Annotated in this window: 11 protein-coding genes, 3 tRNA genes and 1 pseudogene; all 15 read left to right on the forward strand. The window is 61.4% G+C overall.

Going from position 1 to position 12,755, the window contains the following annotated elements:
- Positions 1–106: 106 nt before the first annotated feature.
- The 15 genes and pseudogenes from NOV21_RS10525 (at position 107) to trpS (ending at position 12,755) form a co-directional block, all read left to right on the forward strand.
- Positions 107–2,674 (forward strand): molybdopterin-dependent oxidoreductase, encoded by a 2,568-nt coding sequence (locus tag NOV21_RS10525; RefSeq protein ID WP_283171032.1) that lies wholly within the window; start codon positions 107–109, stop codon positions 2,672–2,674.
- Positions 2,675–2,684: 10 nt separating this feature from the next.
- A complete protein-coding gene (locus tag NOV21_RS10530; protein ID WP_283171031.1) occupies positions 2,685–3,059 on the forward strand; it encodes a nitrate reductase cytochrome c-type subunit in 375 nt (124 codons plus the stop codon).
- Positions 3,060–3,123: 64 nt separating this feature from the next.
- Positions 3,124–3,423: a chaperone NapD gene (locus tag NOV21_RS10535; RefSeq protein WP_283171030.1), complete on the forward strand. Its 300-nt coding sequence runs from the start codon at positions 3,124–3,126 to the stop codon at positions 3,421–3,423.
- On the forward strand, positions 3,413–4,327 hold the full coding sequence (locus NOV21_RS10540; RefSeq protein ID WP_283171029.1) for a 4Fe-4S binding protein: 915 nt from the start codon (positions 3,413–3,415) through the stop codon (positions 4,325–4,327). Before NOV21_RS10535 ends, NOV21_RS10540 begins: the two co-directional genes overlap by 11 nt.
- Positions 4,328–4,537: 210 nt before the next feature.
- Positions 4,538–5,272 (forward strand): LuxR C-terminal-related transcriptional regulator, encoded by a 735-nt coding sequence (locus NOV21_RS10545; protein WP_283171028.1) that lies wholly within the window; start codon positions 4,538–4,540, stop codon positions 5,270–5,272.
- A gap of 41 nt (positions 5,273–5,313) precedes the next feature.
- Positions 5,314–5,388: transfer RNA gene (locus tag NOV21_RS10550), tRNA-Ile, on the forward strand.
- 473 nt (positions 5,389–5,861) lie between these two features.
- Positions 5,862–5,927 (forward strand): annotated as a pseudogene (locus NOV21_RS11405) (zinc-ribbon domain-containing protein); the annotation flags it as partial.
- Between the two features lie 237 nt (positions 5,928–6,164).
- On the forward strand, positions 6,165–6,929 hold the full coding sequence (locus tag NOV21_RS10555) for a DUF4190 domain-containing protein (protein ID WP_283171027.1): 765 nt from the start codon (positions 6,165–6,167) through the stop codon (positions 6,927–6,929).
- A 50-nt stretch (positions 6,930–6,979) separates the two neighbouring features.
- Entirely contained in the window at positions 6,980–7,057 is a 78-nt protein-coding gene (locus NOV21_RS11410) for a zinc-ribbon domain-containing protein (RefSeq protein WP_428978397.1), read from the forward strand.
- A gap of 90 nt (positions 7,058–7,147) precedes the next feature.
- Positions 7,148–8,539 carry a helix-turn-helix domain-containing protein gene (locus tag NOV21_RS10560; protein WP_283171026.1) on the forward strand — a complete coding sequence of 464 codons (1,392 nt, stop codon included), beginning with the start codon at positions 7,148–7,150 and terminating at the stop codon, positions 8,537–8,539.
- Between the two features lie 129 nt (positions 8,540–8,668).
- Positions 8,669–8,743: transfer RNA gene (locus NOV21_RS10565), tRNA-Asn, on the forward strand.
- 5 nt (positions 8,744–8,748) lie between these two features.
- Positions 8,749–8,823, forward strand: a tRNA-Val gene (locus NOV21_RS10570).
- A gap of 65 nt (positions 8,824–8,888) precedes the next feature.
- Positions 8,889–10,937: an ABC-F family ATP-binding cassette domain-containing protein gene (locus NOV21_RS10575; RefSeq protein ID WP_283171025.1), complete on the forward strand. Its 2,049-nt coding sequence runs from the start codon at positions 8,889–8,891 to the stop codon at positions 10,935–10,937.
- Positions 10,938–10,961: 24 nt separating this feature from the next.
- Positions 10,962–11,642 (forward strand): site-2 protease family protein, encoded by a 681-nt coding sequence (locus NOV21_RS10580; protein ID WP_283171066.1) that lies wholly within the window; start codon positions 10,962–10,964, stop codon positions 11,640–11,642.
- 12 nt (positions 11,643–11,654) lie between these two features.
- Complete coding sequence (trpS, locus tag NOV21_RS10585) at positions 11,655–12,755, forward strand: tryptophan--tRNA ligase (RefSeq protein ID WP_283171024.1); 1,101 nt, start codon at positions 11,655–11,657, stop codon at positions 12,753–12,755.

Consider the following 12,755-nt stretch of genomic DNA (forward strand, 5'->3'; position numbering starts at 1 on the left):
TCCTTTTCGCGGCGCCTTAGACAAGCGCCGCGCGAAGTCCGCGGGGCGGTTCGCATCTCGCGGGACGATACGAGGAAGCAACGAACAGGGAAGAGGAGAGGGAAACATGGAACTAACCAGGCGCAATTTCGTGAAGTCGACGGCGGTCGCGCTCGCCTTGGCAGCAGCCGGGGCAAGCGGCGCCGCGCTCACCGGGTGCGCGGGCGGTGGTGATAAAAAGCCCGCCAGCACGGACGGCGCGACCACGTACCATGGCGTGTGCCGTTTCTGCGGCACCGGGTGCGGTGTGATCGTCAAAGCGAAGAATGGGAAGATCGTCAGCGTGCAGGGCGATCCCGACAACGTGTCGAACAAGGGGCTGAACTGCGTGAAGGGCTACTACCTCGGCAGCCTCCTGTACGGAGAGGATCGTTTGACCAAGCCCCTGATCCGCGATGACAGCTCCACCAAGGGAAGTATGGACGGGTTCCGCGAGGCAAGCTGGGACGAGGCGCTCGACCTGGTCGCCGAGAAGATGAAGACCACTTGGAAGAACGATAAGAGCCGCATGGCCACATGGCTCTCCGGCCAGCAGCCCATCACCGAAGCGTACGCCTGCGCCAAGATGTGGAAGGCCGGGCTTCGCTGCAACAACATCGACCCCAACGCCCGCCTGTGCATGGCAAGCGCCGTCGTCGGGTTCATGAATGTGTTCCAGACCGACGAGCCCGCCGGGTGCTACCAGGATCTCGATCTGGCCGACACGTTCGTCACCTGGGGCGCCAACATGGCGGAAGCCCATCCCGTTCTGTACTCGCGCTTCATGGCGCACAAGGAGAGCTCCGAGAACGTGAAGCAGTGGGATCTGACCACCCTGCGCACGCGCACGAGCGCCAACGCGGACAAAGTCCTCGTGTTCCGCCCGGGCTCCGACATCGCCATCGCGAACGCGATCTGCAACTACCTGATCGTGAACGACCTCTACGACCATAAGTTCGTCGAGGATCACCTGCAGTTCAAGCAGGGGACCGAGAACATCGGCAACAGCTTCGAGGACGGTTACGATAAGAGCGAGATCGGCTCGGCGGTCGATAACGTGGAGGGCATCACGTTCGAGCAGTTCGCCGCCCGCCTGGCGCCCTACACGCTGGAATACGCATCGCAGGTCTCCGGCGTGCCCGCCGCCGATATCGAGGGCTTGGCGAAGGAATTCGCCGACCCCAGCCGCAAGATCATGAGCCTGTGGACCATGGGCGTGAACCAGCACAACCGCGGCACGTGGATGAACCACTGCATCTACAACATCCATCTGCTGACCGGCAAGATTGCCAAGCCGGGCAACGGCCCCTTCAGCTTGACCGGCCAGCCCTCCGCGTGCGGCACGGCGCGCGAGGTCGGCACATTCAGCCATCGCCTCCCCGCCGACCTGGTGGTGAAGAATCCTCAGCACCGCCGTTACAGCGAGGCCATCTGGAACCTCCCTGAGAACTGGCTCGAGGACATCAAGACCCCTGGCATGCACACGACGAAGATCTTCCGCGAGATGAGCAAGGGCAATCTCGACTTCCTGTGGACCGCGCACAACAACTGGGCCGTCTCCATGCCCAACCTGACGCGCTTCTTGGGCGTCGACCCGAAATACCAGGGCGTCTACTCTTGCTTCACCGTGGTGAACGAGGTCTATCCGACCAAGAGCTGCGAGTACGCGGACGTCGTGTTCCCGGTCGCCATGTGGATGGAGCGCGAGGGGCAGTTCGGCAACGGCGAGCGACACACCACGGTCTTCGAGAAGGCCGCTGACGCTCCCGGCGAGGCAAAATGGGACCTGTGGGTGTTCATGGAGGTCTGGCACCGCGTGCTCGACGGCGAGAAGATCGGCGAAGCCGACGCATTCGACCTGCTGTTCGGCAACGTCTACGATAAGAACGCCGGCGATTTCGTCAATGGCGACGACCAGCATGCCACCAACAGGATCCTGTGGGACGAGTACCGTATCTTCAGCAATCCCGAGCTCAACGAGAAGGCGCTCGCCATCGACGAGGACAAGGACGGGAAGTTCGGCGCCAAGCTGCATATGCACGGCAAGCAGCTGGCCCCGTACGACGAGTACTTCGGCCGCGGCGATATGGTGTGGCCCATGCGCGACGTGAACGGCGAATGGCTGCCCACCTACTGGCGTTTCGGCTACGGCCCGCAGGAAGAGGGGTACGATCAGGTAGGCATAGAGGAGTACGGCACATTGGGCTTGGCCAACGACGTGAGCTTCTACAAGAGCGCCAAGCAGCGCCCCAGCGTGGTGTTCCGCCCGTACGAGCCTCCCGCACAGGAGCCCAGCGACGAGTACCCGTTCTGGTTCTGCACGGGACGCCTGCTGGAGCATTGGCATACCGGCAGCATGACAATGCGGATCCCCGAGCTGAAGCGCGCGCTGCCCGAATCCGTCCTGTACATGAACAAGGGCGACGCCGGGAAGCTGGGTGTCTCCACCGGCGACGAGGTGAACGTGACCAGCACGTACGGCACCGTGAAGCTCCACGTTGACACCGGCGGCCGCGTGGATCCCGACCCGGGCATGACGTTCGCGGCGTTCTTCGACGATTCCCATCTGGTGAACCTGGCGGTGGAGGACGTGTACTGCCCACTGTCGAAAGAACCCGATTTCAAGAAGACCTGCGTCAAGATCGAGAAGGCATAGGGGGCAAGCCATGAAGAAGAATTTATTCGCGTCCGCCATGGCCGCCGCCGTCCTCGCTGGCTGCCTCGGTTTGGCAGCGTGCAGCGCCTACAGTCCGAGCACGGCGGATCACACCACCGCTGCCGACTTCGCGAAGTCGGCATCCTACGCGGAAAGCCAGCCCCCGCTGCAGCCCTATAACGACCATAACGGCCGGTGGGAGGCGTTGGGCACCCAAGGTTGCATGGGGTGCCACGGGGTGAACGACAAAGGCAAGCCGGTTCTGGAAAGCGCGACCGCCGTTCCCGAGGATCACTTCGTAAACGGCGATAAGGGCTCGGGGCAGCTCGATGCCAACCGGGCCCAGTGCATCCAATGCCATCCGGTGGCGGAACCTGAGCGGTAGGCACGATCGCGCGGGCGTCCGCCGAGGGGCGGGTGCCCGCCGCAGTCAAGGAGGGGAGAGCAGCATGGTGATATCCAGCTTGGTGATCGAAACGACGCACGCCAGCGTGCGGGCGGCCGCGGAAGCGCTCGCGCGGATCGAAGGCGTCGAAGTGCACAACGTCGACGAGGAGGCCGATAAGATCGTCGTGACGATCGAAGTCGGCACCATCGGGGAGTCGCATCGAACGGCCAGCGGCTTCATGGATATCCCCGGCGTCACCAACGTCGGGTTGGTGTACGCGAATTTCGAGGACGAGCCCTATTTGAAGAAGGAATGGGCCCGCCTCGATGCGGAGAAGGCGGAGATGGCATATGAGCGATAATTCAAGTCCGAAAGCGAGGAAGGGCCGAATCTCGTCGGTGCGCCATGTCGTGCAGGCGCTCATCCTGGCCCTGTTCTGCATCCCGCCCCTAGCGGTCGGCATGGGCCTGTTCGGGCAGGGGAGCGGCTCCGACGAGCTCGCGCAGACCGCATCGACGCTCCCGTTCTTCGGGTCCCTTTCCTCCACCACGATCTTCGGATTGAAGGTGATGGACCCCTTCGCGATGCTCGAGGCCATCGCGGCATCGAAGGCGTTCGATCCCGCCTGGCTGCTTGCCGCCCTGCCGGTGCTCGTGCTCTACGGGCTCATCCGCGGGCGCGCGTTCTGCGGGTGGGCCTGCCCGGTCAACTTCGCCCTCGAAGGCGTCGATTTCCTTCGTGCGAAGCTGGGCATCAAGGTCGCCGAGCACGCCGTGCCGCGCCACGCGAAGCTGTGGATCGCCTTGGCGGTGCTTGTGCTGTGCGCGCTGACGGGCACCCTCGTGTTCGAGGTCTTCAGCCCCATCAGCGCCATCAACAAGGGCATCGTCTTCGGAAGCCTGACGGGCCTTGTCGTGCTGGGGGCCATCGTGGTAGCGGAGCTGTTCTGGGGCCATCGCGTGTGGTGCCGGAGCCTGTGCCCGCTCGGCGGCATGTACGAGGCGCTCGGCCGCGTCGGGTTCGTGTCGGTGAAGATGGACTCCGATCGATGCATCCACTGCGACAAGTGCCGCACCGCCTGCATCTGCGATCCGGATATCCTCGACGGCGTCCTCGATGGGGGCAGGCGCCGCGTGGAGGCCGGGGACTGCATGCTCTGCGGCAAGTGCATCGACATCTGCCCGACTGAGGCGCTTTCGCTCGGCGTCTGCGCACCCACCGTCGGAGCCCCTGCCGCTTCGCCGCATGCGGAATCCGCCGCGTAAACCGTCCGAACGCCTCCCATATTCGCGAAGGCCCGCCATCCTGCAGGGATCGGGCCTTCGTCCTATCTGGGGCGATGCTTTGCCATCGACCGCTAAAATCGCCATCGCCGACGAACAAAATGCCTGCGCGCGCCTATTTGGCCTTATACTAAAAGGTGCGGTTTCACTAACTCGCATGATTGCAATCATTGTCACTAGGGAAGAACGGGAATGATGACAACCAACTGGAAGGCCATGTCATTGGAGACGGCGCCCGAGCAATTGCGGCGGGCTTTCGGTTTCGACTTCACGGCGATCGGACTCTCTACCGAAGAGGGCGGACCCTTGCGCTGGGTGTACGTGTCGGGTGCCACCAATGCGCAGTACAAGAGGATCGTCCTCTCGCCGGGGAGCGGAATCGGAGGCATCACGTTGAAGAACGGCTGCCCGATGATGGTGCGCAACATCGACGAGGAGATCGACCCCCGCGAGTATTCAAGCTATCCGATCGTCTTCGCCGAGGATCTCTTGAGCTTCTGCGCGCTCCCCCTGATGAAGGGACCGCTGGTGAAGGCCGTGCTGCTCTGCGCGTTCCGCAGCGTCAACCCCGGGCACGAGAAGATGTTCCGCGCGATGGCGCAGGAGGTCTCGTCGGGGCTCTGCGCGCATTCCGTCCGCTCGTTCGAACCGTCCGAGAGATACGGGTACGGGTCCGCAGGCTCGGCCGGGCAGCGTGACGAGGCGGCTGAATCCGGCCTCGACCCCTACAAAGTCCTTTCGAACCGCGAGTTGCAGGTGTTCAGACTGCTCGCCCAGGGCTACACCAACAAGGAGATCGCCGAGCAGATCTTCGTCTCGGTCAAGACGGTCGAGACCCACCGCTCGAAGATCTATTCCAAACTGGGCATCAAAACGCGTGCCGAATTGGTCCGTTGCGCGATCAACCATCATCTGATGGATATCTAGCGCATACTGCGGCAACTTACGCTATACTTTCGTCTGCACACGGGCCTGTAGCTCAACGGTGGAGCAGGGGACTCATAATCCTTTGGCTGTCGGTTCGAATCCGGCCGGGCCCACCACATTTTCGATAACGCTGAAAATCCACCTCGGCACCCTTGCCGAACAGGCGGGTCCAGCTATGCTATCCAGCTTTCGGATGCACGCTTACGAAATGGCGCTATAGAGCGCCCGGTGATGGTCCCTCTCCTCTGCAGGTAGACGGGACGGGCTCCGCCTGAGGAGAATGTATCGGGATCCTGAAGGGTTGTGGCGCCAAATCCTGACGACGAGTGGCTCAGCAGTGAGATCGTGCGGTCGATGATAGTATCGAAACTCTATATTTACCCAAATGCCATTGGCACTTGGGTAAAGCCTATTCTCTTTTCTCCCAGTTCATAGTAGGTTCATGTAGTTAAGAAAGAACTAACTGCAATCGACAGGATGCAAGATCGCGCAAAGTGCGCCCTCTTCTCTTCGCATAGGCAGAAGCCTTAGACAAATTTGAACCGTCCCCCTTGTTCGAGTGCCTTAATCTAAAACATAGGAGGAAAAGATGAATTGTCCAAACTGCGGTGCTTTAACGGACGAGAATGCAAGATTCTGCATGAATTGCGGAGCTCCGCTGGGCTCTTCCACCCAGGCCTCGGAGGGGATTCCGTCTGCTGGCAAGCAAACCCCGGCAATCCAGGAAACGCCGGTTTCCGATCGGGCAGCGCAGCCTGAACCCCCGCAAGGGCCTACGGTTTATCGGGCAACCCAGCCCATACTGCCGCAGGCCGGCGCACCCGTTCCGCCTGCTGGCACAACACCGCAGCCCGGTGCTCCGAAAAGCAACGGTAAGGCAATCGCGGCGCTCGTGTGCGGCATTGCCGCAATCGTGCTTTCCGGAACGGTAGTACTAGGCGTAATAGCGGGGGTTATCGCAATCGTGCTGGGCGTCTCCGCCGCGAAGCAAGCAGATGACGGCAAGGCGAAAGCCGGCAAGATATGCGGCATCATAGGAACAGCCCTTTCCGTCGCGATGCTCATAGGATGCGTTGTAACAGGTTCCGCGGCCTCCAACCTCACGCAGGGCGATCAAGGCGGGCTCCGGTATACGCAAACAGACCGGGCCCCTCGCTCGGATGGCAGCTCTTCCTCTGGCTCCAGTAAAGATTCCAGCTCTTCAAAGTCAAGCTCTGGCAGCAACAGCTCAAGCGCTACGGCAAGTGCGGGCACATACGAAAACAAGCGCTTCGGCTACTCGCTCAAGCTGCCGAGCGGTTTTGCCAAGGTATCGGAGAGCGCGAACGGCGACGGCGCGAGTTTCGAAAACTCTTCCTTGAACATGAAGGTTGAGGTATTCGGCGAAAACAACACCAACAGCCTGGCACCCGAGCAGCTGATGGAGACATGGTGGAAGGGCGCTCCCGAGACAACCAGGGAAATCGGCTCCAACTACATTTTGTTCGCTCAGGCGGAAGGCAACACCATGCATCTCTATTACGCGCATGTAGGAGCGGGGTCCATCGACCAGATGGAGATAACCTACCCGATCGCAAGCGATAACTCCGAGCAGCTCGATGCCGCAGAGGCTCTCGTTGACGGATTCCAAGCGGGGAGTATTGCGGCATCGCACTAGCGGATCGATGGAATTATCCAGGACGACTGCAAGCAAGGAGTTGATCTCTCATGTATTGCGCCAGTTGCGGCACTCAATTGCCCGATGGATCAAAATTCTGCGCAAATTGCGGGACCAAGGTGGAATAACAACTGCCAAGCTCTCGACTTTGACCGCATTGACGAGTGCTGGATAATGGACTCGTCGTTTATTTCGGTCATTTGCGTCAGGAGCGATCTATGCTCTTTGCTGAAGCTTTGAATAACTACATGGAGGCCTATGACATCAAGGCGTCCGCGCTCGCCGAGGCGAGTGGGCTTTCCGGCGCGAGCATCAGCCGGTTCAAGAACGGCAAGAGGGTTCCTTCTGCCGATGGCGGCACGGTCGAGCGGATCGCAGCGGCCATGGAAAAGCTCACCGACGGGGTTGTCGGCAAGGAGGAGGCTCTTCGGTCGCTGTCGGCAGATCTCAAAGGCAATACCGTTGATCGCGACCAAGTGGTCGGCAATCTCAACATCCTGATCGACGCCTTGGAGTTAAACGCAGCCAGCCTCGCGCGCTCTATCGGCTGCGACCCATCGCATCTTTCCAAGATCAGGTCGGGAGCCAGGCGTCCCGGCAGCGGCGATGAGTTCTGCGAGGGCGTCGCAACTTACGTCTCGAACCAGATCACCGAGAGGAATGCCGAGGCGCTCGCGCATATCATCGGCTGCAGCGCCGAAGAGGTCCTTTCCCCAGCCGCCTCGAAAGCCGCCCTTCTGAAGTGGCTCGCCTCCGAGGCCGTTCCGCGCGAAAATGCAGTGGAGCACTTCCTCTACCAGCTCGACGAGTTCGACCTGAACGAGTATCTTTCCGCTATTGATTTCGACGCCATAAAGGTGCCCAGCGTTCCTTTCCAACTGCCCAAGAGCAGGGACTTCTACAGCATCGAGGGCTTTCGCGAGGCGGAGCTCTCCTGGGGGCGCGCCACCGTCGCCTCAAAAAGCACCGATGACATCTTCATGTACAGCGACATGCCCATTGAAGAGGAGGCCCAGGACGAGGACTTCGCCAAGCAATGGATGATGGGTGTGGCGGTGATCCTGAAGAAGGGCCTGCGCATCAACATCATCCACGACCTCAACCGTCCTCTTCAGGAGATGATGCTCGGGCTGGAAGCCTGGATTCCCCTCTATATGACGGGTCTGGTCTCGCCCGACTACCTCAAGAGTTACAAACCCACCATCTTCAACCGCTCGCTACGCATTTCAGGGGCGGCGGCGTTGTCTGGCGAATCGATCGAGGGCGCGCATCCGAGCGGCCGCTATCATTTGACCAATAACAACGATGAGCTCGCCTTCTTCAAGAAGTATGCCCAGGAGATCCTTGGGAAGGCGGCCCCGCTCATGGAGGCCTACTCGGCAAGCGAAGAGGCAGACTACGAGCTTTGCCTCAAGGAGATGCTCGATGACGACTCAGCGGTAAGGACCCTGGAGCTGGGAGAGGGCGCGTTCAGGAACATGAAGCTGGAGTCCATCGAGGGCAAATGCCTCATCATCACGAAGACCAACGACCCTGTGATGCGCTTTGTCATCCGCCATCCGAGGCTCATGCACGCCATCGAGAACCTTACCGTGCCGATAGTGGAGTAAACGGCGGATATTCAAGCAACCTCAACCAACCGTAACGCCACATTTAGGTAACATCAAAAATCCACCTTGGTCCCCTTGCCAAACAGGGCCGTTCAGCTATACTAACCACTTGCGTTGAAAAGCGTAGATTCCTCGGTAGCTCAACGGCAGAGCATCCGGCTGTTAACCGGAGGGTTGTAGGTTCGAATCCTACCCGGGGAGCCATTTTTGGGCGTTTGGCGCAGCGGGAGCGCGCTTCCTTCACACGGAAGAGGTCACAGGTTCAAACCCTGTAACGCCCACCAGAACGATCAGCCCGACCGCGCGGTCGGGCTGTTTTCATGTACGGGCTCATTCCGGGGAGGCTTCGATGATCATCCAGCTCGAGCATATCGCCAAATCCTACGGCGCGCGCACGCTGTTCTCGGATGTGACGTTCAAGCTCGAGTCGTATGACCGGCTTGCCCTGGTCGGCCCGAACGGGGCGGGCAAGACAACGCTCCTCAACATCATCAGCGGCGAAGACGAACCCGACGAGGGCCGCGTCCTGCTCGCGAAGGGCACCACGGTGGGCTACCTCGAGCAGGAGGCCATCGAAATGGGCGATAACCCGCTCTTCGAGGAGGTTCTCAGCAGCCAGCACGAGGTGCTGGAGGCGGAGAGGCGCCTTGCGCGCCTCGAGGCTGGCTTGGGGGAAACCCCAACCGATGCGCAGCTCGCCGCGGCGGGCCGCGCACGCGACGCCTACGAGGCGCTGGGCGGATATTCCCTCCAATCAAAGGTCCGCAGCGTGCTGTTCGGCCTCGGGTTCGGCGAGGACGATATGCAGAAGCGCACCGCGGATTACTCGGGCGGTTGGCAGATGCGCATCGCGCTGGCCAAGCTCCTCGTGCGCAACCCCGACGTGCTCATGCTCGACGAGCCGACGAACCATCTCGACTTGGAGAGCGTCAAATGGCTCGAGGGATTTTTGCGGGGCTACGCAGGTACCGTCATCGTCGTGTCGCACGACCGAGCCTTCATGGACAACATGGTCGATCGGGTCGCGGAGATCGACCTGGGCACGGTGCGCCTCTACAAGGGCAATTACAGTTCCTATCTGCTGCAGCGGGAGGAGAGGCTCTCGCTTTTGCGCGCTCGGGCCGAAAAGCAGGCGGACGAGATCGCCCATATGGAGGCATTCATCGAGCGCTTCCGCTACAAGGCGACCAAGGCGAAGCAGGTCCAGGACCGGGTGCGGAAGCTGGAGAAGATCGAGCGTATCCAGGTTCCCGAGGAGCGCAAGACCGTCCATTTCAACTTCCGCCAGCCGCCCCGCACGGGCGATATGGTGGTCGATCTGCGCGATGTCCGGAAATCCTTCGGCGAGCATACGGTCTACGACGATTTGAACCTGACGTTGTACCGGGGGCAGAAGATCGCCCTGGTCGGGCCGAACGGCTCGGGCAAATCGACGCTCCTGAAGATGGTGGCGGGCGTCCTCGCGCCCGACGACGGGTCGGTTTCCTACGGTTCGAACGTCGACGTGACCTACTATGCGCAGCACCAGCTGGAAGAGCTCCATACGGGCAACACGGTGTTCGAGGAGCTCGACCATGCGGCCCCCGGATGGTCCATCAGCCAGGTGCGCACCCTGCTGGGCGCTTTCCTTTTCCGCAACGACGACGTGGACAAAAAGGTGGGAGTGCTCTCGGGCGGCGAGAAGAGCCGCCTCGCCCTTGCGAAGATGCTCGTCGCACCCAGGCCGTTGCTGTGCCTGGACGAGCCCACCAACCATCTGGACATCCAGAGCGCCGACGTGCTCGAGCAGGCGCTTTCCGCATTCGAGGGGACGATATTGCTCATCACGCACGACCGGCACCTGATCCGCGGCGTGGCAAACCGCATCGTGGAGGTCCTTCCCGGCAAGCTCACCGTATTCGACGGCGACTACGACTACTACCTCTACAAGACGGGCCAAGAGGACGATCCGTCCGTCACCGGTGCGAAATTGTCCGAAAGCCATGCCTCCTCCCAGGCGAAGTCGGAGGGAAGGGGCAAGGGGTCGGGGTCGAAGGTCACGGTGCGCAGGCATGGGAAATCCTCCGAGAGCCTGACCGCGCCGAAAGGCAGCGCCCCGAAATCGAAGGAGCAGAAGCGTCGGGAGGCGGAGGCCCGCAACCGCGCGTATAGCACGCTGAAGGACCATCGGAGGCGGATCGCCCAGTTGGAGGCGCAGATGAAGACGGACGAAAATCGCATGGACGAGATCCTCTCCCTGCTGGCCGACCCCTCCTTCTACACCAACGAATCGGAAAGCTCCGACATCATCGCCGAGCATGCGAAGCTGAAGGCCCGCATGGAGGCCGGCGAAGGGGAGTGGCTTCGGCTGAATGAGGAGCTTGAGGCGGAGTTGGCGCGCCAACAGGAGGAAGCCTGAGGGCTTCGGGTATACTTGCTAGCTATGACCACGCAAACCATCGCATATTATCTCTGCATCATCTTCGCGTTCGTTCCCGCCATCGTGCTCCACGAGGTGAGCCACGGCTTCGCCGCGTACAAGCTGGGGGACCCGACCGCCAAGGATGCCGGACGGCTCACCGTCAACCCGCTGGCGCATGTCGATCCGTTCGGCACCATCGTGCTGCCTTTGCTTCTGATGATGGCGCATGCCCCCGTGTTCGGGTACGCGAAACCGGTGCCCTACAACCCGCGCTACTTCAAGGATAAGCGCAAAGGCGATCTGATCGTGGGGCTGGCGGGGCCGGCGGCGAACCTCGTGATGGCCCTCGTGGGGGCCGGGCTCGCCCATGCGCTCTACCCTCTGGCGGCGCAGGGGTTCTCAAACGATGCGTTCGCGTATTTCTACCTGCTGTTCCTTCCTTATTTCACGCTCATCAACCTGTATTTGATGTTTTTCAACCTGCTTCCCATCCCGCCCCTGGACGGCAGCAGCATATTCGCGTTCCTGCTCCCCGAAAGGCATCTGCCCGGCTACTACCGCATCCAGCGCTACGCGATGCCGATGCTGCTGGTCCTGCTTTTCGTCGTGCCGTATATCTTCCCGGTCGATCCGATATCCCTTTACATGAATTTCTTCGCGGGCAATCTCGCGAATCTCCTGTTCCCATTCAAGATCTCGTAAGAGGGCAGCGTCATGGCACAGCAAGAAAAGATCATCCTCACCGGCGACCGCCCCACGGGCCGCCTTCATCTGGGGCACTACGTGGGCAGTCTGCGCGAGCGCGTGAGGCTGCAGGACTCCGGCGACTTCGACCGGATCTTCATCATGGTGGCGGACGCGCAGGCGCTCACGGACAACGCCGACAACCCCGAGAAGGTGCGGCAGAACATCATCGAGGTCGTGCTCGACTACCTCTCGTGCGGCATCGACCCTGCGAAGACCACGGTCTTCATCCAATCCCAGGTGCCCGAACTGTACGAGATGACCGCGTATTTCATGAACCTCGTCACCGTTGCCCGCGTGCAGCGCAACCCCACGGTGAAAAGCGAGATCAAGATGCGCGGGTTCAACGCCGACATCCCCGTCGGGTTCTTCACGTACCCCATCAGCCAGGCGAGCGATATCACCGCCTTCAAGGCGACGACGGTGCCGGTGGGCGAAGACCAGCTGCCCATGCTCGAGCAGACGCGCGAGATCGTGCGAAGCTTCAACCGCATCTACGGGGAGGTGCTGGTCGAGCCCGAGGCGCTGATTCCCCAGGGGGAGGCCGCCAAGCGCCTTCCCGGCATCGACGGCAAGGCCAAGATGAGCAAGAGCCTGGGGAACGGCATCTACCTTTCCGACCCGGCAGAGGACGTCGCCGCCAAAATCAAGAGCATGTACACCGATCCCGGGCACCTGAAGGTGAGCGATCCGGGCAAGGTCGAGGGCAACGCCGTGTTCACCTACCTGGACGCCTTCAGCACGCCGGAGCATTTCGCCGAGTACTGGCCGGAGTATGCGAATCTCGCCGAGCTGAAGGACCGGTACCGCCACGGCGGCTTGGGGGATGTGAAGTGCAAGAAGTTCCTGAACAACGTGCTCGAGGAGACGCTGTCGCCCATCCGCGCCCGCCGGCACGAGCTTGAGCGGGACATCCCGGCACTGTACGACATGCTCGGCGCGGGGTGCGAGGCCGCCCGCGGCGTCGCCGCGCAGACGCTCTCCGAGATGAAGCACGCCATGCGGATCGACTACTTCAACGACGCGGCGCTGATCGCCGAGCAATCCGAGCGCTTCGCAGCAGGAAAGTAG

Origin of the sequence: Curtanaerobium respiraculi, assembly GCF_024609215.1 — a bacterium.
Lineage (GTDB): Bacteria > Actinomycetota > Coriobacteriia > Coriobacteriales > Eggerthellaceae > Curtanaerobium > Curtanaerobium respiraculi.